At 56.5% G+C, this 24739-nt stretch carries 23 protein-coding genes; 12 read left to right on the plus strand and 11 right to left on the minus strand.

Annotation, left to right across the window (positions count from 1 at the left end; translation table 11 throughout):
• The first annotated feature begins 132 nt into the window (after nucleotides 1-132).
• The gene (locus AC27VJ_RS11015; RefSeq protein WP_488684052.1) at nucleotides 133-2298 is read left to right on the plus strand and encodes a DNA cytosine methyltransferase; all 2166 of its coding nucleotides are present in this window, start codon (nucleotides 133-135) and stop codon (nucleotides 2296-2298) included.
• On the opposite strand, the gene AC27VJ_RS11020 is transcribed toward AC27VJ_RS11015, so the two are convergent.
• Nucleotides 2283-2993: a hypothetical protein gene (locus AC27VJ_RS11020; protein ID WP_488684053.1), complete on the minus strand. Its 711-nt coding sequence runs from the start codon at nucleotides 2991-2993 to the stop codon at nucleotides 2283-2285. The two genes, AC27VJ_RS11015 and AC27VJ_RS11020, sit on opposite strands and share 16 nt — an antisense overlap.
• A 631-nt stretch (nucleotides 2994-3624) precedes the next feature.
• Here AC27VJ_RS11020 and AC27VJ_RS11025 point away from each other — a divergent pair.
• The 7 genes from AC27VJ_RS11025 to AC27VJ_RS11055 all read left to right on the plus strand — a co-directional run bounded on the left by AC27VJ_RS11025 (nucleotide 3625) and on the right by AC27VJ_RS11055 (nucleotide 12007).
• Nucleotides 3625-3984, plus strand: coding sequence for a hypothetical protein (locus AC27VJ_RS11025; protein ID WP_488684054.1), 360 nt, complete (start codon nucleotides 3625-3627; stop codon nucleotides 3982-3984).
• A 248-nt stretch (nucleotides 3985-4232) separates the two neighbouring features.
• Nucleotides 4233-5075 (plus strand): hypothetical protein, encoded by an 843-nt coding sequence (locus AC27VJ_RS11030; RefSeq protein WP_488684055.1) that lies wholly within the window; start codon nucleotides 4233-4235, stop codon nucleotides 5073-5075.
• 12 nt (nucleotides 5076-5087) lie between these two features.
• Nucleotides 5088-7340, plus strand: a complete 2253-nt coding sequence (locus tag AC27VJ_RS11035; RefSeq protein ID WP_488684056.1) for a Mu transposase C-terminal domain-containing protein — start codon at nucleotides 5088-5090, stop codon at nucleotides 7338-7340.
• Nucleotides 7340-8449 (plus strand): ATP-binding protein, encoded by a 1110-nt coding sequence (locus AC27VJ_RS11040; RefSeq protein WP_488684057.1) that lies wholly within the window; start codon nucleotides 7340-7342, stop codon nucleotides 8447-8449. The genes AC27VJ_RS11035 and AC27VJ_RS11040 overlap by 1 nt, the downstream gene beginning before the upstream one ends.
• A complete protein-coding gene (locus tag AC27VJ_RS11045) occupies nucleotides 8446-10272 on the plus strand; it encodes a TniQ family protein (RefSeq protein WP_488684058.1) in 1827 nt (608 codons plus the stop codon). Before AC27VJ_RS11040 ends, AC27VJ_RS11045 begins: the two co-directional genes overlap by 4 nt.
• A 342-nt stretch (nucleotides 10273-10614) precedes the next feature.
• Nucleotides 10615-11637, plus strand: coding sequence for a DUF3644 domain-containing protein (locus tag AC27VJ_RS11050; protein WP_488684059.1), 1023 nt, complete (start codon nucleotides 10615-10617; stop codon nucleotides 11635-11637).
• An 82-nt stretch (nucleotides 11638-11719) separates the two neighbouring features.
• Complete coding sequence (locus AC27VJ_RS11055) at nucleotides 11720-12007, plus strand: helix-turn-helix domain-containing protein (protein ID WP_488684060.1); 288 nt, start codon at nucleotides 11720-11722, stop codon at nucleotides 12005-12007.
• 43 nt (nucleotides 12008-12050) lie between these two features.
• Here AC27VJ_RS11055 and AC27VJ_RS11060 read toward each other — a convergent pair whose 3' ends face one another.
• Both AC27VJ_RS11060 and AC27VJ_RS11065 read right to left on the minus strand, forming a co-directional pair.
• Nucleotides 12051-12251 (minus strand): hypothetical protein, encoded by a 201-nt coding sequence (locus tag AC27VJ_RS11060; RefSeq protein ID WP_113087943.1) that lies wholly within the window; start codon nucleotides 12249-12251, stop codon nucleotides 12051-12053.
• Between the two features lie 222 nt (nucleotides 12252-12473).
• A complete protein-coding gene (locus AC27VJ_RS11065) occupies nucleotides 12474-13733 on the minus strand; it encodes a glycerate kinase type-2 family protein (RefSeq protein ID WP_488684061.1) in 1260 nt (419 codons plus the stop codon).
• Nucleotides 13734-13890: 157 nt separating this feature from the next.
• Here AC27VJ_RS11065 and AC27VJ_RS11070 point away from each other — a divergent pair, with 157 nt between their 5' ends.
• The gene (locus AC27VJ_RS11070) at nucleotides 13891-14124 is read left to right on the plus strand and encodes a hypothetical protein (protein ID WP_488684062.1); all 234 of its coding nucleotides are present in this window, start codon (nucleotides 13891-13893) and stop codon (nucleotides 14122-14124) included.
• Here AC27VJ_RS11070 and AC27VJ_RS11075 read toward each other — a convergent pair.
• Nucleotides 14121-15848 carry an ABC transporter ATP-binding protein gene (locus AC27VJ_RS11075; protein WP_488684063.1) on the minus strand — a complete coding sequence of 576 codons (1728 nt, stop codon included), beginning with the start codon at nucleotides 15846-15848 and terminating at the stop codon, nucleotides 14121-14123. The two genes, AC27VJ_RS11070 and AC27VJ_RS11075, sit on opposite strands and share 4 nt — an antisense overlap.
• A gap of 223 nt (nucleotides 15849-16071) precedes the next feature.
• Here AC27VJ_RS11075 and AC27VJ_RS11080 point away from each other — a divergent pair, with 223 nt between their 5' ends.
• Nucleotides 16072-17271 carry an AI-2E family transporter gene (locus tag AC27VJ_RS11080; RefSeq protein ID WP_488684064.1) on the plus strand — a complete coding sequence of 400 codons (1200 nt, stop codon included), beginning with the start codon at nucleotides 16072-16074 and terminating at the stop codon, nucleotides 17269-17271.
• Between the two features lie 19 nt (nucleotides 17272-17290).
• Here AC27VJ_RS11080 and AC27VJ_RS11085 read toward each other — a convergent pair whose 3' ends face one another.
• Nucleotides 17291-17746: a GNAT family N-acetyltransferase gene (locus AC27VJ_RS11085; RefSeq protein ID WP_488684065.1), complete on the minus strand. Its 456-nt coding sequence runs from the start codon at nucleotides 17744-17746 to the stop codon at nucleotides 17291-17293.
• A gap of 114 nt (nucleotides 17747-17860) precedes the next feature.
• Between AC27VJ_RS11085 and AC27VJ_RS11090 the strand changes: the two genes are divergently transcribed.
• A complete protein-coding gene (locus tag AC27VJ_RS11090) occupies nucleotides 17861-18271 on the plus strand; it encodes a hypothetical protein (protein ID WP_488684066.1) in 411 nt (136 codons plus the stop codon).
• Between the two features lie 90 nt (nucleotides 18272-18361).
• Here the strand turns inward: AC27VJ_RS11090 and AC27VJ_RS11095 are convergent, their stop codons facing one another.
• The 3 genes from AC27VJ_RS11095 to AC27VJ_RS11105 all read right to left on the minus strand — a co-directional run bounded on the left by AC27VJ_RS11095 (nucleotide 18362) and on the right by AC27VJ_RS11105 (nucleotide 20838).
• Nucleotides 18362-19498 carry a DUF2336 domain-containing protein gene (locus AC27VJ_RS11095; RefSeq protein ID WP_488684067.1) on the minus strand — a complete coding sequence of 379 codons (1137 nt, stop codon included), beginning with the start codon at nucleotides 19496-19498 and terminating at the stop codon, nucleotides 18362-18364.
• Between the two features lie 150 nt (nucleotides 19499-19648).
• Complete coding sequence (locus AC27VJ_RS11100) at nucleotides 19649-20257, minus strand: flavin reductase family protein (RefSeq protein WP_488684068.1); 609 nt, start codon at nucleotides 20255-20257, stop codon at nucleotides 19649-19651.
• A complete protein-coding gene (locus AC27VJ_RS11105) occupies nucleotides 20257-20838 on the minus strand; it encodes a nitroreductase family protein (protein ID WP_488684069.1) in 582 nt (193 codons plus the stop codon). Before AC27VJ_RS11105 ends, AC27VJ_RS11100 begins: the two co-directional genes overlap by 1 nt.
• A 109-nt stretch (nucleotides 20839-20947) precedes the next feature.
• Here AC27VJ_RS11105 and AC27VJ_RS11110 point away from each other — a divergent pair, with 109 nt between their 5' ends.
• Complete coding sequence (locus AC27VJ_RS11110) at nucleotides 20948-21928, plus strand: hypothetical protein (RefSeq protein ID WP_488684070.1); 981 nt, start codon at nucleotides 20948-20950, stop codon at nucleotides 21926-21928.
• Between the two features lie 12 nt (nucleotides 21929-21940).
• Here AC27VJ_RS11110 and AC27VJ_RS11115 read toward each other — a convergent pair whose 3' ends face one another.
• The 3 genes from AC27VJ_RS11115 to thrS form a co-directional block, all read right to left on the minus strand.
• A complete protein-coding gene (locus AC27VJ_RS11115) occupies nucleotides 21941-22252 on the minus strand; it encodes a type II toxin-antitoxin system RelE/ParE family toxin (protein WP_488684072.1) in 312 nt (103 codons plus the stop codon).
• On the minus strand, nucleotides 22252-22512 hold the full coding sequence (locus AC27VJ_RS11120; protein WP_488684073.1) for a CopG family ribbon-helix-helix protein: 261 nt from the start codon (nucleotides 22510-22512) through the stop codon (nucleotides 22252-22254). Before AC27VJ_RS11120 ends, AC27VJ_RS11115 begins: the two co-directional genes overlap by 1 nt.
• 126 nt (nucleotides 22513-22638) lie before the next feature.
• Nucleotides 22639-24651, minus strand: coding sequence for a threonine--tRNA ligase (gene thrS, locus AC27VJ_RS11125; protein WP_488684074.1), 2013 nt, complete (start codon nucleotides 24649-24651; stop codon nucleotides 22639-22641).
• Nucleotides 24652-24739 lie beyond the last annotated feature (88 nt).

Raw genomic sequence — 24739 nt, forward strand, 5'->3', positions numbered from 1 at the left:
CGCGTTGAGCGCGCTCCTTTTGAAGTCTCACCGCATGCAAATCCTTTTGGGAGGACTGTGTAAATTTAACCATGTCGTTTTCGAAAGTCGAAATCGATGTCTGATACGCGTGCGTCGAGAGGGAGTTCGACGATGCAAGATTACGAGTCAGCGGACGAGAAGTGGATTTTGGAAACAGCAGATGCGATCGGCGACATCGTCGAGAAGATATCCACCGTCTTCGCCAAGTCGGCCCCGCTCATCAACAGGCTCGATGCACTTGGTGACGAGCAGTTTGTTGCCTCTCTTTTAAAAATCCGATCGGGTGTCGGTCGTCATCAGCTCGCGACATTTCGTGCGCTTGCACAAATCTTAAAACAGCGCGAAATCACCGCCAAGGTCTCGCCACGCGCGGCTCTTGTTTTACACGGCGTTACACACGAGATCTGCAGTGAAGCGCTGGACCTTCAGGGTGCTGGTAAGAGCGTGGACGAAGACGCCCTCGATAAGCTCGAATCCTTCGCAAGTTTCACATCGATGACCGATCACGAGAGGTCGGAAGCAAAGCGTTCGAGGCTCCTCGAATCCACGATGATCAAGGCGTCGCCAAGGGCGTTCCGGCTGATCGAGTCCTCTGTCGACACGTTGATCCACGCAGTGAACCAATTCCGCTGGGATCACTTCCCGAGGGACATCTCGGAAGAATTCGAACCGGCTATACTCAGGAAGGAATATCTCGCTGCCTACTCGAAGGTGATGAAGCTAGCCAAGGCATCACTGAAGCATTTCGAGCAGTATCTAGGTCGTGTCGAATCCTTGATCGCCGGGCAACCCGGATCGCACGAAGAGGCGCTGAAGAAAGCCGGAACAGCTCTCGAAAGATTCGCCACAGGCGCATTTGGTGACCGGGGTGGTTTTGCCTTTGAGGGAGATCCATCGATGATCCTGGCGACCGAAATGACCGACGCCCTCCTGTACCTTGCATCCGAGCAGACCCTTTCATATGAAGACGGCCCTCATGCGACCCAATCACAGAAAGCGCTGAGTGCCGTCGAGCTCTGCGCAGGCGCGGGCGGCCAGGCAATAGGATTGATGTCGGCCGGCTTTAGTCACGTGGCTCTATACGAGAAAAGCCATAAGCGAGCTCGGACGCTCAGAAAGAACTGGCCGTCATGGAAGGTTCGCAGGGCCGACATTCGAGAGGTCTCGGACTCCGAACTACTCCAATACCACGGTGTTGACCTGCTTGCCGCCGGTCCGCCGTGCGAACCTTTTTCCCAGGCGGGTACCCGCACTGGTCGCCACCACGACGAGAACTTATTTCCTGAGATGATCCGAGCAGTACGCTTGATACAGCCGCGCGCGTTCATGTTCGAAAACGTCCCAGGTATGAGCCACGATGCGCACGCGGTCTATCTCGCAAGCATCTGCGCGGAGCTTGCGGAACTCGATTACAAGGTTGACGTCTTCACTCTTGACGCAAAGGAATTCGGCCTCCCCCAGGATCGTCGACGGCTTCTGATAGTCGGGATTCGCAACGACGTGGAAGGAACATTCCTTCCACCGGTCTTGAAGCGCCCGCTATACAGACGTGTCTCGCAAGGTCTGGGGCCGGTTATCATCAAACACGAAACACCGAGCCATTTGAGGCATTCCGTGAGGTCAGGGAGCGTCCAGGATCGCTACGACCGATGGGCCGAATCTTGGCGTAAGCAACACGCCGAGGACTATCTCCCGACGATTACCAAAACATCGTCTGAGAAACGGTCAGACCGGTTAGCGAACTGGTTGAAGTATGGATTCGACACGTCCTCCTATGCTGTCGAAGCGCCCACTTTGGACGAGGTCTCCGGCTGCGATTTCAAGCCTAGATACACGCTGGAGGCTTGGGCATGCGCTCAAGGTTTCCCGAGAAATTGGGCCTTCCATGCGACCGGGATAGGCAACTTCAAAATGGTAGCGGACGCCTTCCCCCCTGTGATGGCGAAGGCGATCGCACTCGCGATCCGGGCTGCGCTAACTGGACTGTGTATCGATCTCGACGCCGCACTCTCGGAGGCGCTGATCGACGAGGAAAGGATAGGGTACCGACCACTACGTAGTAGGATAGCTAGATCCTGGCAGGAGACCGAGGGCTTGAAGAAAGCGCATCGAATCCTCGCCGGCGAACCGGAGGCCGACGTCGAGCCGAATGCCAAACGTAGACCAATGTTGCGCGACGTTGTCGACGGTTTAGTGGCGGATAGGGATACGTTCGAATCCTCCTCCCCCACCCAGCTTGAGCAAACCGCATCGGGCCGGCGTCAGTATCGTAGGTGAGACCCCGCTCGCCCACTTTTATCCGCGTATAGGAAATACGCCATCGTCGCGACAGTGCTTTCGCGAGAATTGTGAAAATAGCCGACAGGTTCTCCATCTACGAACGCTCGACATTTCGCCCCGGTTTGATGGAATTCGAGCATGACCTGTCGGCCATGAACGTCGTCAAACACGATGCTTTCGACTAGCCCTTCGTCGGTGAACTGCTGCTCGATCGCCAATCCTTCTATGCGCAGATGCTCTGGAAGCCTTACGATGTTCTGGTAAGCATCATAAAGCTCTTCGCTTTTGATCTCGTCCGATCCGATCTCCATGGTCACGAACGGCTGCTCCCTGAAGTTTTGCTCGATGAACTGCCACATCGCTTCGGGTTCGGCCGGTAGCTCGCAGAACCTCGAATCCCACCAACGACGATGGTACCAGCCGGTATCGCCGATGGGTCGGCGCTCATGCTGCTCGACACTGAGACACGCCCTTTCCCAAGTCGCTTCCGGCAGACCCGTCGCTTTCCTGTCGTCAAAAAAGATGGAGACGGTGCTGTGTGAGAGAAACGGGTCAAGTTCCTTTTTGCGGGGCACGAAATAGACTTCGATGCCGCCGTTGTTCTCCTGCGTTTGCGCACGAAGGTTCAGCTCCTTGAGCAGTGGGCCAATACGTTCGCGGAATTCCATCATCCGGTTTCTGATGTACTTCACGGCTTCCTCCAACTGTTTCGTTGGTGGAAGGATCGGCGAGTACCACGCATGGGACAAAACCGCGTGCTCGTGTGCTCGTGTACGCGCGTGGGCGCCATTGCAGGGCGCCGATGCTGCGGCGTCAATCCAGCCGGATTAAAATAAATCCGTGGACAATTTTGGGTTATGCGGTTACCGATTCGCTCATCGGTCAAGATCTTCTCGATGGAGAGACGACATGTACATCCGCAGCCGAATATCGATACGGGCCTTCCCGCTCTAGCGGAGATCGCGACGCCGTTTGGCCGTCTTCCGGTCTCCCTTCGATCATTGAACCGGAGACCCTGTCATGTGCACCGAAATTACCAAGAACCACACATCCACGCGCTGCCAAGCGAAAAAAACGAATCGCCGCGATATTTTTTCAATTGGGGTCCTGACCACTTATCCGGTTTCGGTTATACGATCGAGAAACCGGAGACGAACGCATGGTGAAGAACAGTGCGGCGGACGCCAGACGGCGACGCTGATCTAAATCAATGAAATCCCAAGAGCTTTGCTAGCCTGCGGCACCTGCCGCCGGAGCGGGAACTCTTGTCCTTAACACTTTCAACGCGACGGCGAACGCCGCCTGCGAATGAGGATCTGTGCCTTGATGACTTTAGAAGATCTTTACTCACGACTGTGTAAGCGCCATCCACATTTCCGCGGCTGGGTCGGCAACTTGGGGCCGGAAAACTTCGCCGTCGGGGCCAGTTTCGCGGTGATAGACCGCTGGCATCGGGAGTGCGGCGGCGATGTGGACGCCCTTCACGACAAGCTTCGTCTGGCGATAATCGAGTTCAATGTGCGCAGGTCTTCCGCGGTGCCGATGCCAACCCGCGACCAGTTCGCGCAGTATGTCGCGCTACACCTGCCCATGATGCTGGGCATCTCATGGCAGAGGATACGAGATGAAGTCCGGATTCCTGCTCCAGAGGAGTCCATCGTCCGCGTGAAACGCTCGCGATAGGAAAACATCGCTTGGCCCTGACGGCTTTAGCGTTCCTATCAGCCCGAGGAGGCTGAACCGGGCATCGCGCGTCCTTCCCCGTCCAGCGGGTTCCAAAGCAACACAGAACAGCCCAACGGCGCCGAACGCACCGGCGGCGAAGCCATGTCATTTCAAGGAGACAACAATGAGCAAACCGAACTCAGAGCATGGGCTCATCCGTATCGAGGCCATCAAGTCTTGGATTTTGACGAGAACAGGAGGCGCAGATGCTTGAGCGCCGCCTGATCGACTACATGGAACGTAAAGAGCGTGGAAGCATTCGCCAAAACAGCGGATCGCGGCGTGTTACGACGGCAGACCGTCCCGCGGCCGGTCGTCTGATCGTAGTGGGCGTCACCCCGCCCAGCGATCCGGGCCTCACGTTCGAAGAAGCGGGAGATCGGACAGACGTCGCTTGGGAGCCGCCCATGCCGTCGACGGCAAGCCGCAAGATTTCTTTGAAGTCGGCAAGTTCCGTCCGTGGACATATGGTCGACATCGCCCGCAACCGACTGCTTACCTTCGAGAGCATGTTGGAATTCTACCTCGCCAACATGCTGCTTTCCTGGAGGCGGACAGTTCTCGTCGAGGATCAGCCACCAGCGCTTGGCTTCGTCTTGGACGGCGTCGAAGCCACGCATACCTTCGATTTTCGCGGAACCGACGACCGAAACTTCCGTACTGCGTATGCGGTCAAGCCACACGATCAGCTTGCATCCGATCAGACATTCCGGAAGGTCGAAGCAATCGGTGCGGCTCATTTTCCGCGCTATGCCCATCAATCTCTCGTTCTTTGTGAGATGCAGATCACCAACGCCAAGGGTTGGAACGCTGTGGACATCAACGAGGCTAGGTCTGCGCGCTGCCAGAAAGATTGCGATCTGGTCCTCGAAGCGCTGAGATCCACAGGTAGGCCAATTGAGATCTGGCGCCTGCAGGACAAATTGTCCGAGGATGCCGCCGTTTGGAACGCGCTCCTTTGCCTCCATTTCGATGGACTGGCACAGATCGAGAGGCCCGGCGTCCGGTTCACCGACGCCGCCCGCGTCGTGGCGACCACGCGGCACTGACGGGGGCTTGTCATGGCGAGCAACCCATTCGAATTCGGTCGCTATGATCGAATTCATCTCGACGAGATCGAGATCACTTTAGAGATCGACGGGAAGGATAAAAAGGCTTTCGTCCGCAAGGAGGGAGATCGGAGTCCATTTATCATGGACAATGACGAGATCAAAGCGGCCCTAGACGGCGACGAACTGGTCGTGGAGCGAAATTACTACGACCCGAGGCGCAAGGATCTTTTTGACCTTATCGCACGCTACGCACGCGATCTGCCGATCCGCCAACAGCAGAAGATCGGCAGGAAGCTCTTTTGGATCATGCTGCTGCGGCAGAAGCGCGAAGCGATAGGCGGAATTCCGCACGACCGCCGCGCTTTCATCATGGCCGAAATTCGCGCCGATTTCATGCGCGACTACAAAGACATGACCAAGCTCGCAGCGCTCGGCGTGGACGTCAGGATACATTACAACAAGCTGCCATCAATCGGCGAACCTCCGCCCTACGATACGGTGGCGAAGTGGTCATCCAAGCTCGACAAGGCCGGCGGCGACGCAAGGGCCTTGATCGACGGGCGCGGGTTGGAAGAGAAAGTATCCAAGTTCAGCACAGAGGAGCGCGAGCTGCAGGGACGCTTTGTATGGCGCGTTTGCTCAAGCACCGAGCCGAACGTCGACTATCTCTTCAGACTGATGAAGGCAGTTGAGCGACGCCTCAACAAGCATCGTCCGCCCGGAATGCAGCTCGATCTCGGCAGCCGATCGACTTTCTACAATCGCGTCGCAGCGATCCCCGATTTCGCGATCTATCTCGGTAGATATGGAGAGGCAAAGGCTAAGGCGAAATACAATATCGTGATCGGCAAGGACCGCGGTCTGCCGATGGATCTTGTGGAGGCCGACGAGTGTCGTCTGGACATCGTCGCACTCTTGGAAATTCTCGGCGTCATGAAGGACCTTTCGGAGGACGAGCAAGAAGCTTTCAGGAGAGCTCGCCTTTGGTGCTCTGCGGTCGTCGATCATGCCACTGGGTATTTCCTGTCATTCAAGCTCCACACCCGCCACCCTTCGGTTGATACCGCACGCGCAGTATTCGAACTGGTCACCATTAACAAAACTCAAATCGCGCAGAACGCGGGGTGTAAGTCGGACTGGTCGCAGACGGTCGGATTGCGAAAGGTCAGATTGGACTGCGCCTCGTGGTACGCAAGCGACGCCGTGATCACCACAATCACCGACGCGAGCGCATCGAAGCTACATCCTCCTGTGAAAAAGCCATGGCTGAGAGGCACGATGGAGCGGGTGTTCGGCATCCTGTCCGCACTTACGCTGCAGAGCTTCAGCGGCCAAACATTTTCCAACGTTGTAAAACGAGGAGACCGTGATCCGACTAAGGGAGCATCCGTCGACCCCGCGATGCTGGAAGCCGTCTTCTTAAGGGCGATTGTCGACATCTACCACAATATAAAAAGCACTGGAAAGCTTGGAGGCATGTCACGTCGCCAAGCTTGGGACGAAGGATGCGCCATCAAGCCGCCGCCCCCGCCTCCAACTTCGTTCCACAGACGCCACATCTACGGCCTCAACTTGGAACGCGTGATCACCACCGAGGGGATCGAGGTCATGGGTTTCTTCTATCAAAGCCTGGAAATCCAGGGAATGCGCCGCAACCGAACAGCGGTCAAGGTGAACATCCGCATCGACATCTGGGACCTGGGCGAAATCACGGCTTTCGACGAGACAGGCCTGAGCTACCGGGTTCGTGCGCGGCTCGAACGGATGAAGGGAATGTCGTACTGGAAGGCGACGACCCTGCTCCACGAACTGCAGCTTATCGACGTGGCGTACACAGACCGCACTCTCGAACACGTGGACGACGCCATCCTCGCGATCGACAACTATGCCGAAGTTGCACGGATGATCCACAGCATCGCCTCCCCCATCATCACGCAGGAGCACGTGGATCGGGTGGAAAAGCATATCCAGCGACCCATGCGGGTCGTTGAAGTGTCCACATACACGCGCCAGCTCTCAACGCAGGACTTCTCGATGGTGCCTTTTCTCGCAGAGGCGTGGGGCCTGGCTGACGAGCCGGACGCCGACGATCTCGAGGTTGCGGCAAGCCAGAGCGAGGCTGCGGTTGCGGCGAAGTATGGCGAACCCGTCAAGTCCAAGCGCAAGCGCTCCAAGAAAGGTGCAGAGGCGCATGAGACGAAGGATGAGACCGCCCAACAGTATCCGACGAGATTTTCAGCTCGCTACACAGAGGAACACTGATGTCTGACCCAATACATGGACGAAGCCCCATCGACGAGAGGCGCAACAAGGCCAACGAACACCTTCGAGCGGTCATGGATCAAGACGATGTACAGCTTGCCGCACGCATGGACGCGATCCGCATGAGAAATTGCTCCACCCCTCGTGACGCACTCGTAAAAGACCACCTCAAGGCCATGAAGCGTAGTCTTGTTTCGACGAAAGGCGAAAAGAAGGCCAAGATCCTTTTTATCGTCGGCGAATCCAATGCGGGAAAAAGCCGTTTGATCGAGACTGCGTTGGCTGGTGACCCTGCGTTCCAGTCTTACGACGACGAATACGGACACGCCATGCAGATGTTGTCTAGTACGGCGCCGTCCCCTTGTCCTCAACGTAACATGGCGATCAGATTCCTGAGAGATATGAGCTATCCCGTAAAGCCCGATATTTTAAAGTCACGTGCCTGGCCGCTGTTCGAACAACAGATCAGGTTCCGCCGAGCGCGATGGATCCTTCTGGACGAGGCTCAGCGAATGATGAGGCTCGATAACCCGACTGACCTCCAGGAAGTATCGGACAATATTATTTCGCTGGTCGATGCTGATGACTGGCCAATCAGGATGATCATGGTCGGCGTGTATCCGTTGGCCGAGTTGAGAAACCGCGACGAACAGATGGAGGCTCGCTCCGAGATCATTGAGTTGTCGCCTGTGCCACACGACAAAACCGCCCGCGTCGAGACCTGGCTCAAGGAGATCATCGAAGATCATGCGGGGCTCGTGATGAACCCGCAGGACTTCACTCCCGAGAACATCGTCTTTGTGGCTCAAAAACTGATCCACGGGTGCGCTGGCAATGCCGGATCTATCATCGAGCAGATCAGATCCGCTGTCGAGGTGTCGATCAGGGCCGGTCGCGGCGAGGTCCTGATCGCGGACTTCGCGCAGGCTTATCACAACGCAACGCGGTGCCTGCCGCATGACAACATTTTCGAAGTCTCGACCTGGAGACACGTTCAAGGGGGAGCCGCCAAGATGCTGGTCAGGAACGAAAAAGACGAGAAGCCGACGACGTTTACTCAGGACAACGCCGGCTTCAGCAAGCCGAAGACCGGAGATCGTCCACGATGAACCAGCTTGGTATGACGGTAGAATTTTATGGAGATGAGACAGTGCCGAGCTTCTGCTCCAGGCTGGCTGCCGCAAACGGGGACTCCAGCATGCGTGCGTTCTGCTCGAATGTGGGTCTCAATGTTCAGAAGATCATCTCTGGCAGCACCAGCGAAATAGAGAGACTAATGCTCTTGGCAGGGCTAGAGCCGCGCGTTGCAGATCGAGGGTATCCTCAGAGGTTCGATAGTCTGGCAAACGCAAAGGGAGAGGTGATCCTAGCGCGCTCCTACTCCACCGCCCGTCTTCGGTATTGTCCTAGATGCCTGCTGGAGGATATTGAGCACGGATCGGGCCCGAAACCGACGCGTCCGTACGGGAGGAAAATCTGGTGCTTGAGCTTCATACGCGCCTGCAGGAAACATGAAGTCGGGCTTCAGACCATCAATAAACGCGATTTTCTTCCTGCCATCCAGCACGACGTTGTCAGGATGATAGATAAAGTACGCAAAGACCTTGATGCCGATCTTCCAAAGCAGGCCTATACCCCCTTCGAACGTTACCTCGAAGACAGAATTACAGGCGGCAACAGAGCAACTTTATGGATCGACGAATTTCCGCTGTACATGGTCGCCCGCCTTTGCGAGACGCTCGGCGCGATGGAGTTGTTCGACAAGATGTTCATGTCCGAACATAGGTCCGAAGCCGATTGGGCCGACGCCTCGCAGGTTGGCTTTGACGTATTGAGCAAAGGCCCAAAGTCATTCGAGGCCCACCTTAGGACTTGCCTAGAGCCGTTCTGGAAATCGAGGAGCCACGTGGGAGGAGGCGTAATATACGGACGGCTCTATCAGTATCTTGATCGCGAGATCGACGACGAGGTGTACGATCCAATCCGAAAAATAATGCATGATGTAGCTGTCGAGACCCTTCCCTTCGGCGAGGGCGACTATCTCTTCGGATCGATAAAAAGGCGTCAGATACACTCCGTGCATTCCGCCGCTTTGGAATACCGGATGCACTGGAAGACCATGCACAAGCTGGCCAAGAGCGCAGGGATAATCATACCTGGAAGCGGATCTACGCCCGAACGCACGCTGATGAAGGCTGGCGAGTTAAGAAAATTGATGGAGGATGTCGGCGATGGAGTCGACTGGGAAACTGCCAGGGATCGGCTTGGGATCAGCGTGGCGATGTGGAAAAGTCTTGCCAAGCATCATATCCGGCCGCTCGCGGTTACGAACCGCCCGAACATTCACTCGCTATATGAACCCGCGGAGATTGCTCGGTTCATCGAGATGGCGATTTCGAAGTCTACGGTGCCCCTGGGCTCATCAGAAGGACTTCTTCCTATCTCAATGATCGTCCGCAAGGCTAACTGCAAATTTTCTGACGTCATCGACCTCCTACTTGAAGGGCGGCTTACGAGGGTAGCGTTCGTCGATCAGGGAGTTGGACTAGGACGTTTGCTATACGACCTGGAGGAAATCGCCGAGCTTGTCCGGCTTCCCGATCACGGACATCTTAGCCTACACGCTGTCTCCAAGAGGATGAAGATCGGTGACGGGGTAATCCGGCGTCTGGTTGATTTGAACTACCTTCCGTCGGAACTCGTTATCAACCCGGTCAAGCGCCGGAAGCAACAAGTCGTTTCAGAGGAGGCAATAGCGCGTTTCGAGCAAGAGTTCGTATCCCTTCATCTTCTGTCGAGGTCGCTTAATCGCATAGCGAGGTTGGTGAAATCGGAGCTTACAAGCCTAGGGGTCGAACCTGCCTTTCCCCGTGGGGAAGTCGGCGCTACCTTCTACCGAAGGCAAAACCTGCCGAAACTCAAAAGCATGTAGCAAAACATAGCCCGGCTATTATGTCGGGCTTTGTTTTATCCGGTCGGGAGCGTGTTCTATTTGGACCGGGGGAATGTTGTTTAGATGGGCAGAAAATAGTTAAGTATTTTCAGTGGGGGTAAGTAGTGGCGGGAGGCTATTTTGGTTGGACGCGACAAAAAACTCACATTATGAATCTCCGGGCACCATAAGTGCCCGGAGATTTTTTATGAAATAAATCCAACAACCATTCTCGAGGCTATTCTCTTGGGAATTGGGCATATTTTAGTATTGAAAAAATAAACGTAACGTTGAAACCTGGCTGGACATCAATCAGTAAAGATTCGAACGCTGGGAGTCGCTTTGAGACGTGCAGGGTATTTTAAGCTGGTAGAGAAATCGCGGGCTGCATGTGTGGCGGCTATCGAGACTTACAACAGAGCATCGTGTCAGTATCGAGAGGAGTCTTTTTCAATACTTATGATAAATGCTTGGGAGTTACTTCTTAAGGCTCGCATCATGCAAGCTAACAACGGAAAAGTTTCAAGTCTACACGAGTTTCGTCACAAAAGAAGGAAGGATGGAACTCCCAGTAAATTCAAGGAGTTGAAGACAACTAAGTCGGGTTCGCCAATGACTATTGGTCTCGAAAAATGCTGTAATATAGTTGCTGGCTATCCAGTGAACCGGATTGACCAACACTGCTTAAAAAACATCGAAGCACTTGTAGATATCAGGGACAGCGCGACCCATTTCATCAATGACAACCCGCTTCTGAAACAAGCACTCGTGGAAATCTCACTTGCATCAGTAAAAAATTACGTCATTTCAATTCAGAAGTGGTTTTCCGTCAGCTTTTCGGATCTCAACATCGCCTCAATTCCAATTTCATTCAATCTTGATCAAAATGAAGTGGAGGCGATTGCCAAGAAATCTCCTGACGCGGTAATAAAATTCCTTGCGCATATGAAGGCATCAGAAGTTGGTTTAGCGTCAATTTCGTCCGACTATTCATTCTCAGTGAAGGTACAATTCGACCTTATCAAGAGTAAAGCTGATGATGCTGTTAAGGCATCTATTGTGAATGTCGATCCGGATCTGACTTTAATCGTTGAAGATGGAAAGGTTCCGCCTGCATATGCATGGGATTACAACACGCTTTGCGGCAAGCTGAGGAAGCGATATTCGAACTTTATTATAAATTCCACATATCATACGCTTAGGAAAACTCTAGAAAAAGATGCGAAGCTCTGCCTCAAAAGATACCTTGATCCAAGCAAGAAAGGCAGCAGCAGCAAGAATTTCTATAACCCGAACATAATAAAAAATTTCGACCAGCATTACACAAAAAAGGAATACGATCTGTTTTCTCACCAAGACGACTGAGCACGCTTAGGCAACAAGAAACAAAAGACGGGTGTGGAAATACCTGAATCATATGAATTACTAGTGGACCTGCCTCGAAGCCATGACCGACGAAGAAGCGGAAGCAAACGCGAAATCCGATGCTGACAATCCGCCTATGACGCAAGAGCAACTTCGGTCTGCTCCTCGTATGCCGCAGGTTAAAGTCATCCGCCGGGCGCTTCGGCTCACTCAGGAAGAGTTTTCGGCTCGCTACCAAATCCCACTTGGGACATTGCGGGATTGGGAGCAAAGCCGCAGCGAACCGGATCAACCCGCTCGGGCTTACTTGAAGGTGATTTCCGTCGATCCGGCTGGCACAGCGGCAGCGCTGCATAAGGGCGCGGCCTGAGGAGGCTGTGTTGGTGCCACCAAGCCTATCCAGCCAAATCCATTCACGTCCGCCGTGCTTCCAACCGGCGCTTGTCGCGGTTGACATATTCCAGACCCAGGCTCGTCAACCGGAACTGTCGTTTTTGAAACTCGCCGCGAATCTGGATGAAGCCCTGCTCTTCGGCTTCGGCCAGCGTTTTCAGGCCGGTGCCTTTCGGCGGTGACTGCCATTCGACGCCGTTGGCGCTGTGCAGCAATACCATTATCTTGATAATCTCGGCTCTCCATGGCTATGCCGCAAACGTGTTTCTTGGCCAGAAAATACCTTCCGGCCAGATTTCGCATCCTTAACGGCCATATTGCAGGCAAAGGCAAGCGGTTTTTGATGCGGGTCTATTGGTCGGACGTCAGCAGACCCCATCCGGTAACGCAGCACACCCATTCCGAGACGGGAGTTAGTGCCTAAAACACCCCACCTCCAAAAATCACTCCAGCAGAAACGCCCGGAAATCATTCACATTTGTTCCCGTCGGTCCCGGCACGAAGAGGTCACCGGCCAGATCGAATGCAGACCACGCATCATGGCCGGAAAGCAGCGCTCGGGCATCGCCGCCGGCGGCGCGGATGCGGCTTATGCTGTCGCCATCGGCAAATGCGCCCGCATTGTTTTCAGACCCATCGATGCCATCCGTATCAGCCGCCAGCGCGGTGATGCCGGAGGCTCCTTGCAGGTCGAGGGCGACGGAGAGGAGGAATTCGGCGTTGCGGCCACCTTTGCCGTAACGTCCGCTGCCGATGGTAACCGTGGTTTCGCCGCCGGAGAGCAGGACCATAGACTTGTCGAAAGCGGTGCTTGCCGCGAACTCGCGCGCCAGTGCCGCATGCATACGTCCAATGTCTCTCGCCTCGCCTTCGATACTATCGGAGAGGATCAGCGGGTGAACGCCTTGGCTGCGGGCAAGATCGGCTGCCGCCTCTAGCGAGACGCGCGCCGAGGCTATGACGTGGACTTCGTGTCCGGCAAAGGCCGCGTCGTCAGGCTTGGGAGCCACCGCGCTGCGGTTGCTCTGGACAATGCGCTCCGGCAGGTCGATGCGATAATCGCGGATGGCGCGCAGTGCATCCTGCGCATCACTCTCATCCGGCACCGTCGGGCCGGAGGCGACGAAGGCAGGGTTGTCGCCCGGTACGTCCGATACCACGAGGCTGACGACCCGCGCCGGATGCGCCAGCGCCGCCAGCCTGCCGCCCTTGATGCGGGAGAAATGCTTGCGCACCACATTCATGGCTGAAATCGGCGCGCCGGAAGCCAGCAGCGCTTCATTGAGTGCAATCTCATCGGCCAGCGAAAAACCTTCGGGCGGTGCAGGCAAAAGTGCCGAGCCGCCGCCGGAAACCAGTGCGATGACGAGATCATCCGCCGTCAGCCCCCTGACATGCACCATCAGCGCCTGCGCTGCCGCAATCCCCGCCTCGTCAGGCACCGGGTGGGCGGATTGCAGAATTCTGCTGCGCTGGCATTCAGCCACCGGCCCGTGGCGCGCCACCACCAGCCCATCGAAAGGGTGCGGCCAGGCGCGCTCGAAGGCCTGCGCCATCTGGCTTGCCGCCTTGCCCGCGCCGATGACGACGGTGCGCCCCTTGGGCGGTTCCGGCAGGTGGCGAAGGATCGCCTCATAGGGGTCGGCTGCCTTCACCGCTACAAAAAACAGCTCCTCTAGAAACGCGCGCGGATTGGAAATCAACTCTGTCCTCCCTCAAGGCAAATCGTTTCGCTTTCCGCGCACAATGGCCCGGTCGTTCCGCTCCGGCAAGTCTGCAAGCGGCCAAGGCGTTCGCTGATTGAACTTCTCTCGCACTGAGGCGTTGGCCTAAACAGAAAATCGGAATTCGGAGGGAACCATGTCCAACACGGAAAATCTCGGACCGGAATATCACGATGACCCGGAAAAGAAGCGTGTGCGCGGTCGCCGCATCGTCTGGTCGCGACGCCGGTCGAAGCCGTGGACATTCACCTTGATCGTCATCGGCACGCTGATCGTCGCGGCCAGCGCCGTCGGGGTGACCTACCTCGTCACCTCGCATCCCGGCAAGCCGGAGCCGAACCCCGGCATCGAAGCGCCAGTAAACCCTTAAACCAGCAACTGTGCGCCAAACTGAGCTTCGTAAAGGCGGCTGTAAGGGCCCTTGGAATTCAGAAGCTCCTGATGGTTACCGGTCTCCACGATACCGCTTTCATCCACCACCACAATGCGCGAGGCATCGCGAATGGTAGCCAGACGGTGGGCTATGACCAGCGTCGTGCGGCCCTTGGCGAGTTCGGCCAGGGACGCCTGAATGGCACGCTCGGTTTCCGTGTCGAGCGCCGATGTCGCCTCGTCCAGAATGAGAATCGGTGGATTTTTGAGGAACATGCGGGCAATTGCCATACGCTGCTTCTGGCCACCGGAAAGCTTGACGCCGCGCTCCCCGATCACCGTATCCATGCCTTCAGGCATATCGTTGATGACGCTATCCAGCCGGGCGCGGCGCGCCGCTTCCCAGATGTCGGCATCGCTGGCGCCCAGACGGCCATATTCGATATTCTCGCGAATGGTGCCGCCGAACAGGAACACATCCTGCTGCACGATGCCGATCTGGCTGCGTAGAGAGGCCAGCGTCAGTTTGCGAATGTCGATGCCATCGATGCTGATCGCACCGCCCGTAACCTCGTAGAAACGTGGCAGCAACGAGCAAAGCGTCGTCTTACCCGCCCCGGAAGGGCCAACGAAGGCGACCGTTTCCCCTGCCCGGATGGTCAGGTCGATGTTCCGCAGAACCTGCTTGCCATCGCTATAACCGAAGCTGACATTGCCATAGGCGATCTCGCCGCGCAGAGCCGGTGCCTCGACGGCGTCAGGCGCATCGGCAATATCCGGGTCGGTATCGATCAGCTCGGTAAAGCGGCGAAAACCGGCAATCCCCTTCGGGTAGGTTTCAATGACGGAATTGATCTTTTCCACCGGGCGGAAGAAGACGTTGACGAGCAGTAGGAAGCCGATGAAGCCACCGCTGGTCAGATCGCCCGTCAGCACGAACCAGGCGCCGCAGATCATGATGATCATCTGCGTAAGACGCATGCTCATATAGCTGAGTGACGTACTTGCCGCCATGATCTTGTAGGCATCGAGCTTCGTGCGGCGGTAGCGCTGGTTGTCCGCCTCGAACAACGCCCGCTCATGGTCCTCATTGGCGAAAGCCTGCACCACGCGCATGCCGCCGACATTCTCTTCTATGCGGGCATTGAACGCGCCGACACGGCCATAAAGCGCGCGGAAATTATTGGTCATGCGGCTGCCGTAACGGCTCGTAACCCACGCGGTGATAGGCACGATGGCAGCGGTGATCAGTGCCAGTGGCACATTGACGGAGAGCATCAGCAGGAACGCACCGAGGAAGGTCATGATAGCGATGAACAGGTCTTCCGGCCCGTGATGCGCCACTTCGCCAATTTCCTCGAGATCCTTGGTCAACCGACCAACCAGATGCCCGGTCTTCTGATTGTCGAAAAAGCGGAAGGACAGTTTCTGCAAATGGTCGAAGGCGCGGCGGCGCATATCGGTTTCGATATTGATGCCGAGCATGTGGCCCCAATAGGTCACGGTCGCCATCAGCCCCGTATTCAGTACGTAGATCACCAGAAGCCCGATGGAGGCCAGCACGATGACCGGCCAGTCGCCAGCCGGCAGCAGCACATCCACGAAGGCCTTGACCGCCATGGGAAAGCCAAGCTCCAGCAGGCCGGAAAGCACAGCGCAGGAAAAGTCCAGAATGAACAGACCACGATAAGGACGATAATAGGCGAAGAAACGGGCAAGCATGATCGTGTCCATAACAGCGTTACCGCCGTCGCGATTGTAAAATTCGCCTTCAACTCTCATATTTGTGTAAAGAGGCCAAGGCGCGTTGCGTTATTTTTACCAAAATCGTCCAATAAGATGTGCGAACAATATAAAAACTAAATGCTGGCAGAATATGTTGTAATCTGTCTACCAAATGATGGCAGACTGCAAACTGTTCGGGGAATGCGAAAGAGACGCGATTTTGAGTAAGGTTGACAATCCACGCAAGACCAGTGAGCCCCGTTGGCTCGGCCCTGCCACGCATGCACGCACCGCACTCGTGCCGTCCATTTCCGCGGCCCGCTGGCTTCTGGTTCTGATTGTCGCTGCCGGAATCTACTTCTTCTACGGCTTCCTCGTGCCGGTGCTTGCCGCACTCGTCATCGGCTTTGCAAGCTGGCCCGTTTATCGTGAATTGCTGCGCCGTGTTGGAGGCAACAACACGGTTGGCGCAACGGTCGCGCTGCTTCTCATCATCGCCTTCCTCATCGTCCCCATTTTCATTGCCGCTTCCTACACGGGCAGCGAAATCCGTGAATGGTTTGGCTGGGCTGTAGAAGTCAACAAGGTCGGCGCGCCCGTGCCAGACTGGATCGCCGCCCTGCCCGGCGTCGGCGCCTGGATGAGCGAGCAATGGGTGCGCTACATCGGCACGCCCGGCGCCATCGGTGAAGTCATTCAACTGGTCAGCGGCGCCAATATCGGCAATATCTACCGCGCCATTGTCGCCGCCGGAAACGGCGCGTTCCACCTGATTCTCACGCTACTGTTCATGCTGATCGCGCTGTTCTTCGTCTACCGCAACGGCGTTGCCTTTGCACGGCAGATCGATCTGGTGGGCGAACGTATTCTGCCTACGCGCTGGGAGCGTATCTCGCGCGTCGTTCCGGCCACCATCAGCTCCACCGTCACAGGCATGACACTGATCGCCATCGGTGAAGGCATCATTCTTGGTATCGCGTACTGGATCGCAGGCGTGCCCTCACCCGTCACGCTTGGCGTCTTGACCGGCGTCATGGCCCTCATTCCCGGTGGCGCGCCGCTGTCCTTCACGCTGGTGTCGGTCTATCTGGTTGCCAGCGGCTCTGTCGGCGCAGGCATCGCTTTGTTTGCCTGGGGCTCGGTGGAACTCTTCATCGTCGACAAGACCATTCGTCCACGCCTCGTTGGCGGGCCGATCAAGCTTCCCTTCCTTCCAACCTTCTTCGGTCTGGTTGGTGGTGTGAAGACGATGGGCTTCCTTGGTCTGTTCATTGGCCCGGTGCTGATGGCACTGCTGGTCGCCGTGTGGCGCGAATGGGTGCGTGAAGTCGAACTGTCAGCAGCAGAAGCCGAAGCGGAGACAATCGAAGCAGAGGTGGAGATCGACGCACCTCCACCGCTTCGAAAAACCGCCTCCTAGGAAACAGTTGTTTCAGAACTCAGAGCTTGAGTTCCATGAACAGGCTGAGCGGGTCTGGCTTGTAAGGTGGAAAGGGTTCGATATCCACAAAACCCGCCTTATGGTACAGACCGATGGCTTCCGGTTGACTGATGCCGGTTTCCAGACGAATGGCTGTGACGCCATGCTGCCGCCCAAACTCCACCAAGGCCTCAAGCATCAACCTGCCGATTTTCAGGCCACGGGCCTGCGGATCAACGAACATGCGCTTGATTTCCGCCGTGCCATCACCCGCCTCAACAAGCGCGCAGCAGCCGACGATCGCTCCATCATTGCGAGCCACGAAGAAAGAAACATTCGGCTTTTCCAGCGTGGTGATATCGACCAGATGGTTGCTTTCCGGTGGATAAAGCGAAGCAGCATAGGCATCCGACATCTCCAGAAGACGAATGATCTCGGGCTGGCGTGGGCTTTCAAGGGTGATGGAGACTGGCATGCTTGTTCCCGTTTATTTTGTGAATGCGGAGTTCCGCGTCGCAATAAGAATGCAATTCCGCTAGATCATTGCGGCTTGTAAGACACTTCCCCTGCCAGAGGCAACAGAGCGACAATGAGAACAGCGCTTGTTTTGATGACCATTCTCGGCTGCGATGACTCCGCAACCGATTGCCAGCATATCGCCACGCTGCAACAGCGCTGGACGAGCATCGAACTATGCGATGCCGAATCGGAAAAGCAGCTGGGCAATTTCGCCAACGCATCCTATCCCGTCGTCGTTGCGGTCTGCCAGACACCGGAAACGCCGCAGACCGAAACGGCCAAGACCGACAGCCAGACACCGGATACAGCGGCCACGACACCCGCTCTGGAAGCACAGGAAGAGCAGACGCTGACGCAACGCGCCATAACCCGCGTGCGCAGAATTTTGCCCTCCACCGAAGGCGTGAAGGAAGTGCTGGGCAAGCCGGTGCGTATGGTGGAAGACAGCTATTCTTGGATCGCCCGGCGTTTTACGAAGTGAGATTACGGTCGCCAGATGTTTTGGGCGGCTCAGCACCCTCGTCTCCGTCATCCCGCGCTCGATGCGGGTGACGGTGGGCTACGATGACGGTTAAGCGGCTTCCGCAACAAGGTCGCTAGCCAGAGAACGAGCGCGCTGTCTGTGCTGCGACATTTGCAACTTTTCGACCATATGCAGAAGCTCGCGCATCGTTGCGTCACCATCGACATGGGCGAATTTTGCCAGCAGGCCCGATGACAGATCAGCCACGGGGTTTGAGTAAGGCGTCTCCACAACATCCCGCCACAGCAGCGTTGCTTCCATGAAGATATCCAGCACTGCGCCGAACAGACCGGCGGAATGGAACAGCGCCTTCAAGGCGTGATGCCGTCCGGTTGCGAGGATGGAGCGGACCTGCCGTTCGGCCAGACCGGAGAGATTGGAAATGGCCTGCGCGAAGAAATCCAGTTTGCCGGAGCAGAGTGTGTTCATCAGAAAAGCGGGCGTCAAATCGCCTCTTTCGCGCAGATGTTCGACCAGCATCGGCATGGCTTCCGCGGTAACATCACCGGCGATTACCACCGTGGCCGCTTCATAGGCTTCGCGAATGACGCCGTGAGCGCGCATGGGTGTCATGGCGTAACAAACGAGATGGGATGTCGCCAGTGCGGCGCCGATATGCCCGACGATGGCGTAGCGCACGTCTGCTGGCAAATCATCCCGCTGTAACAGAAGATCACGGATTTCCGCATCATCAGCGAAACGCTCGGCAACACGTCGCAAGGTGAAAGGTGTAATGCAGGCGCTTCGGTTTTCGAGCAGCACCGAAAGCTCCAGAAACTCACCGATTTCGGCGAGGGCAGCGCAGGCGCCAGCTTCCAGCGCGGGACGAGCGGCGATCATGGCGCGGGTGATCGCGGTGCCATTACCGACGAGATCAACCAGATCGGTTTCCCGCAACACAGGCGAATGGATGATGACGAGGCAGGCGATTTCGGGCTGATCCTGCGCCAGGCAGAAAATGATGGCGCGCGGCGCTTCCGTCGAAAAGGCAAGCGTTTCGGCGAGCGCAAGACGCACTTTGGGCGATGGATCGTCCAGCAGATAGGTCATCGCGTCATAGGCGCTATCGTGACGGTCCTGCGGCAGGGAGGATTGCAAATAGGCCTGCGCCAGCGCGGTAGCCGCCTTGGACCGGTCGCTCGATCCGGCCTTTTCAGACCAACGAAGAAATGCTTTTAGGATCACCCTGCGCGCCCCAACAACAGACAATACCGACTGTTTCGGCGGGGACCGACTCACATGCGAGTCTTTGCCCCTGCCACCCATCGGCGACACTAGGGGCAAAAGGTTTACGTTTGGTTCACCATATAAATTAACCGCTTGGGTACGTCAGGATCAGCGTGCACCCGGCCTTGCCAGCTGGAAGACATCCACGCCGCCGTCGCAATAATCGCGGTAACCCATGCGCGCGATAGGACGGGCGCGGGCCATATCGATGCGACCGTCTTCAATGACAGCTTCATCCAGATGGATGCCGACGACCTGCCCGAACACGACCCAGCTTTGCGCCTCCACACCATCCACATCCACAGGGCGGATGATCTGAGTGACGCGGCATTCCAGCGCCGCATAGGCTTCCGCCACAAAGGGTGCATCTACCAGTTCGCCCGGCTGTGCAGTGAGCCCGGCGATATCGAACTCATTGACGTCATAGGCAACCGGGGCGGATGACGCATTCATTTTCTCCACCAGATGGCGGCTGACGAGGCTTGCGGTGAAAACGCCGTTTTCCTGCACATTGCGCAGGCTGTCCTTCTGGCCGCTGGATGAGAACATCACCAGCTTGGGCGTATCGGAAACGGCGTTGAAGAAGGAATAGGGCGAGAGATTGAGCGAACCGTCCCTGCCCTTCGAGCCGATCCAGCCGATGGGGCGCGGCGCGACGATGGCCTTGAAGGGATCATGCGGCAGGCCGTGAAGATTGCTGTCCGTGGCGTAAAACATCAGGCTTCACCCATCCATGACACGACATCGGCAAGCTCCGGGCGCGGACGTTCCACAGCGGGGAATGTCGTCGAACCGATATGGATGAAGCCAGCCACTTTCTCACCCGCCTTGAGACCGAGGTCGGGCCAGAGGGCTTCGTCGTAGGACACCCACTCCGTCAGCCAGTTGGCGGCGTAGCCATTAGCGTTGGCTGCGAACAGCATATTGAGGCAAACCGCACCTGCAGACATGACCTGTTCCCATTCCGGGATTTTGACATGCGGTGCCGCCGTGCTGACGACTGCAATGACAACGGGTGCGCGGGTAAAGCGCGTACGTTCCACCTCCTGCTGGTCCGGGCCAAGCTGCGGTGTTTTTTCCAGCGCGCGCTTCAAACTCGCCTCGCCCAGCCGCTTGCGCTCTTCGCCCCGATAAACGATGAAGCGCCATGGCGCGATCTTTCCGTGGTCGGGTACGCGCACCGTCAGACGCAATATCTCCTCGATTTCTGCGCGGTCCGGGCCCGGTTCGGCCAGTTGCAGCGCCGGTGTCGAGCGGCGTACATTCAGATAATCGATGAGCTTGATATTGTCTTTCATGTCAGAACCGTTCCATTGTCGTACATATGAAATTAAGGGCCTTGAAATAGCCACGGCATTGCGTTTGAAGTGGTCCCAGAAAAACAAGAAGTCAATCCGGTTGAGAGAAATGACGTCCATCAAATTTGCGGCTGGCCTTTGCGTGGCGCTGGTTTCCAGTGTCGTGCCGCATGGCGTTGCCTTCTCGCAGGATGCCTTCAAGGAATTCAAGCAGCTCGGCGGCACGCCGAAAATGCCCAAGCTGAACGCCTTTAGCGCCCCCATCGCTCCCGATGTGCAGGAAACAAAATCCCGCGATGTCGTGATGGAAGCCAAACTCACCAATGATGGCGAGCCGATGATGGAAGGCCTGGCGTGGCGCGTGTTCAGCCCCATTCCCGGTTCGGACGGCAAGCTGCCCATGCTGGCAAGCTCGGATGGCGGCTCGGCAGAGTTCCATCTTTCTCCCGGTGAATATTTCGTCAACGTCTCCTTCGGTCGCGCAGGCGTGACCAAGAAGCTGAACATACCGACCAGCGGCAAAATCGACAAACAGGTGCTGATCCTCGATGCTGGCGGCTTCGTTTTGAACGCCGTGGCCGGCACCGACAAGCGCATCTCGCCCAACCAGCTTAAGTTCTCGGTCTACTCCTCCGACACGCAGGAAGATGGCGAGCGCCGTCTTGTCATGTCAGACGTCAAGCCCAACACGGTCATCCGCCTCAATGCAGGCACCTACCACGTCGTATCCGAATATGGCGGCATCAACGCCGTCGTGCGCGCCGATATACAGGTGGAAGCAGGCAAGCTGACGGAAGCGACGCTTCAGCACCATGCGGCGCAGGTCACGCTCAAACTCGTGTCCGAACATGGCGGCGAAGCCATTGCCGACACCGCCTGGTCGGTCCTGACCGGCTCCGGCGACATCGTCAACGAAAGCGTCAGCGCGTTTTCAACGATGGTGCTGGCTGATGGCGAATACACGGCCATCGCCCGTAACAAGGACAAGGTCTACCAGCGCACATTCAAGGTCGCTGGTGGCCAGGACTCGGATGTCGAAGTGCTGATGAAGGATCAGGCACCGGAAGAGACGACTGGGGATTTTGAGTGACGCCAGTCACATCTATTCAAAATCTTCGTCCGGATCCAATGTAGGCGTCAGAGGTCGCATCCGACCGTGCCTTATTGCAACGATCTCCATGACATCGGGTTTTCGCACATAGTCCATCAGATAATCACCGAACACCCAGGTCCTGTACCCAGGAACGGCAAGCTCTTCGCTTTCCTTGCCAATATCTGGAAAGCTTTCCAGATTGCTCCGCGCATCGATAAAGGCATTCGTAAAACGCGCAGCGGCAGCGCGACTTTTGCTTTTTAGATACTGAACTTCGTTTCGCAGGTATGTCGCTGCCGAACGCGAAATAATGACGCGCATCAGGCAGCCTTTTCGGACGAGACTCTTTTCAGATCATCGATGACATCGTCGATGTTTTCGTAATCGCCATCATCAATTTCATTGCGCCCCTGCCGGACCGCGAGAATGTCGGCACCTTCGTTCAGCAGATATGTCTTGAGAGCGCGGACGATTATCCAGCTGCGAGACCTTTCAGTGGTTTCGGCGATTGCTTCAATTTCGGCCAAAACTTCCTGCGGAATGCGTAGCGTGATGGGATTGGAAAGAGCTTGCTTTGTCATTCAATCCTCCTGAAATCTGTATTTCATTGTAATACAATTGAACTTCAGGAGCCATAAAAAAATCACCCCCGGATGCATTCCGAGGGTGATTGATTAGCACGTCAACTCTGACACCGCCTGAAGACGTTAAGCAGCTTTCGCCTTGGCAGCCTTCGCCGCACGCTTGCGCTTCACATCCGGTGGTGTTGCTTCATCCACCAAGTTCGCAATCGCCTCATCCAGCGCGTAGGATGTCTGGGCCTGCGAGCCGAGGCGGCGGATGTTGACGGTGCGTTCTTCGGCTTCCTTCTTGCCGCAGACGATGATGACCGGGACCTTGGTGACCGAGTGTTCGCGGACCTTGTAGTTGATCTTCTCGTTGCGGAAATCGGTTTCGACCAGAAGGCCTGCGTCACGCAGGGCTTCCGCCACTTCGCGACCGTAATCGTCAGCATCCGATGTAATGGTGGCGACGACGACCTGCAGGGGGGCGAACCAAAGCGGCATGTGACCGGCGAAGTTCTCGATAAGAATGCCGAGGAAGCGTTCCATCGAGCCGCAGATGGCGCGGTGAATCATGACTGGCTGACGCTTTTCGGAGGCCTGATCGATGTAGAAGGCACCGAAGCGTTCCGGCAGGTTGAAGTCCACCTGCGTGGTGCCGCACTGCCATTCACGACCGATAGCGTCTTTCAGCGTGTACTCAAACTTCGGACCATAGAACGCGCCCTCACCCGGCAGAATGTCGGTCTTGATGCGGCCTTCGGACTGGTCTTCGATGGACTTCAAAACATCGGTCATGACGCTTTCGGCGCGATCCCAGACGTCGTCGGAACCGACGCGCTTTTCAGGGCGTGTAGACAGCTTGACGACGATTTCGTCGAAGCCGAAGTCCTTGTAAACCGACAGGATGAGGTCGTTGATGCGCAAGCATTCCGCCGCCATCTGCTCTTCCGTGCAGAAGACGTGCGCATCGTCCTGCGTAAAGCCGCGAACGCGCATCAGGCCATGCAGCGCGCCGGAAGCTTCGTAGCGGTGAACGTTGCCGAATTCCGCAAGGCGAACAGGCAGTTCTCGGTAAGACTTCAACCCGTGCTTGAAGATTTGAACGTGGCCGGGGCAGTTCATCGGCTTCAAGGCGAAAACGCGGTTATCCGCTTCCTCGTCCTTGGGGTGGGTAAACGCATAGGCCGATTTCACGGCGAACATGTTTTCCTGATACCAGCCCCAGTGACCGGAAGTTTCCCATAGCGAAGCGTCCAGCACCTGCGGCGCGTTGACTTCCTGATAGGTGCCTTCCAACTGACGGCGCATATAGCTGGTCAAGGTCTGGAACATGCGCCAGCCCTTGCCGTGCCAGAAGACCACGCCCGGACCCTCTTCCTGAAAATGGAACAGGTCCATTTCGCGGCCGAGCTTACGGTGATCGCGCTTTTCGGCTTCGGCCAGAATGTGCAGATACTGGTCGAGTTCTTCCTGTGTGGCCCATGCGGTGCCGTAGATGCGGGTCAGCATCGGGTTATTGCTATCACCACGCCAATAGGCACCGGCAACCTTCATCAGCTTGAAGGCCGTGCCGATCTGTCCGGTGTTGGCCATGTGCGGGCCACGGCAAAGGTCGAACCAATCGCCCTGATAATAAATCTTAAGGTCCTGCCCCTCGGGAATGGCATCCACGAGTTCGACCTTGTAGCTCTCACCCTTGGCGGCAAAAACTTCCTTGGCTTTTTCGCGCGACCAGATTTCGCGCGTGAACGGCTTGGACCGACCGATGATCTCCTTCATCTTCTTTTCGATCTTCGGCAGATCTTCCGGCGTGAAGGGCTCGTTCTTGGCGAAATCGTAATAGAAACCGTTTTCGATGACCGGGCCGATGGTGACCTGCGTGCCGGGCCACAATTCCTGCACGGCTTCGGCCATGACGTGGGCGGCATCGTGGCGGATCAGCTCAAGCGCTCTGCTGTCGTCACGGGTGACGATCTCGATCTTGCCATCGACGATGGTGTCGGAAAGGTCGCGCACAGTGCCATCCAGCGCAATCGCGACGGCTTTCTTTGCAAGCGACTTGGAAATGGATTCGGCAACATCGCGTCCAGTCGTGCCGGGGGCATACTGGCGAACGGAGCCGTCGGGAAATGTAAGGGAAACGGCTTCAGACATTATAATCTCCTGTCCAGTCCCGCCAACGAATGCGGGTGGTTTTCATGTGTGGTGATAAGTAAATGCTTACTTATTTGACGCGGCTATT

Source organism: Agrobacterium sp. 20P9.1.2 (assembly GCF_057799395.1).

Coding starts and splice junctions, on each gene's coding strand:
- AC27VJ_RS11070 (WP_488684062.1), top strand. CDS start 13,891: ATGTCCAACACGGAAAATCTCGGACCGGAATATCACGATGACCCGGAA.
- AC27VJ_RS11035 (WP_488684056.1), top strand. CDS start 5,088: ATGGCGAGCAACCCATTCGAATTCGGTCGCTATGATCGAATTCATCTC.
- AC27VJ_RS11030 (WP_488684055.1), top strand. CDS start 4,233: ATGCTTGAGCGCCGCCTGATCGACTACATGGAACGTAAAGAGCGTGGA.
- AC27VJ_RS11110 (WP_488684070.1), top strand. CDS start 20,948: ATGACGTCCATCAAATTTGCGGCTGGCCTTTGCGTGGCGCTGGTTTCC.
- AC27VJ_RS11090 (WP_488684066.1), top strand. CDS start 17,861: ATGAGAACAGCGCTTGTTTTGATGACCATTCTCGGCTGCGATGACTCC.
- AC27VJ_RS11040 (WP_488684057.1), top strand. CDS start 7,340: ATGTCTGACCCAATACATGGACGAAGCCCCATCGACGAGAGGCGCAAC.
- thrS (WP_488684074.1), bottom strand. CDS start 24,651: ATGTCTGAAGCCGTTTCCCTTACATTTCCCGACGGCTCCGTTCGCCAG.
- AC27VJ_RS11045 (WP_488684058.1), top strand. CDS start 8,446: ATGAACCAGCTTGGTATGACGGTAGAATTTTATGGAGATGAGACAGTG.
- AC27VJ_RS11105 (WP_488684069.1), bottom strand. CDS start 20,838: ATGAAAGACAATATCAAGCTCATCGATTATCTGAATGTACGCCGCTCG.
- AC27VJ_RS11115 (WP_488684072.1), bottom strand. CDS start 22,252: ATGCGCGTCATTATTTCGCGTTCGGCAGCGACATACCTGCGAAACGAA.
- AC27VJ_RS11075 (WP_488684063.1), bottom strand. CDS start 15,848: ATGCTTGCCCGTTTCTTCGCCTATTATCGTCCTTATCGTGGTCTGTTC.
- AC27VJ_RS11100 (WP_488684068.1), bottom strand. CDS start 20,257: ATGTTTTACGCCACGGACAGCAATCTTCACGGCCTGCCGCATGATCCC.
- AC27VJ_RS11060 (WP_113087943.1), bottom strand. CDS start 12,251: ATGGTATTGCTGCACAGCGCCAACGGCGTCGAATGGCAGTCACCGCCG.
- AC27VJ_RS11120 (WP_488684073.1), bottom strand. CDS start 22,512: ATGACAAAGCAAGCTCTTTCCAATCCCATCACGCTACGCATTCCGCAG.
- AC27VJ_RS11055 (WP_488684060.1), top strand. CDS start 11,720: ATGACCGACGAAGAAGCGGAAGCAAACGCGAAATCCGATGCTGACAAT.
- AC27VJ_RS11085 (WP_488684065.1), bottom strand. CDS start 17,746: ATGCCAGTCTCCATCACCCTTGAAAGCCCACGCCAGCCCGAGATCATT.
- AC27VJ_RS11015 (WP_488684052.1), top strand. CDS start 133: ATGCAAGATTACGAGTCAGCGGACGAGAAGTGGATTTTGGAAACAGCA.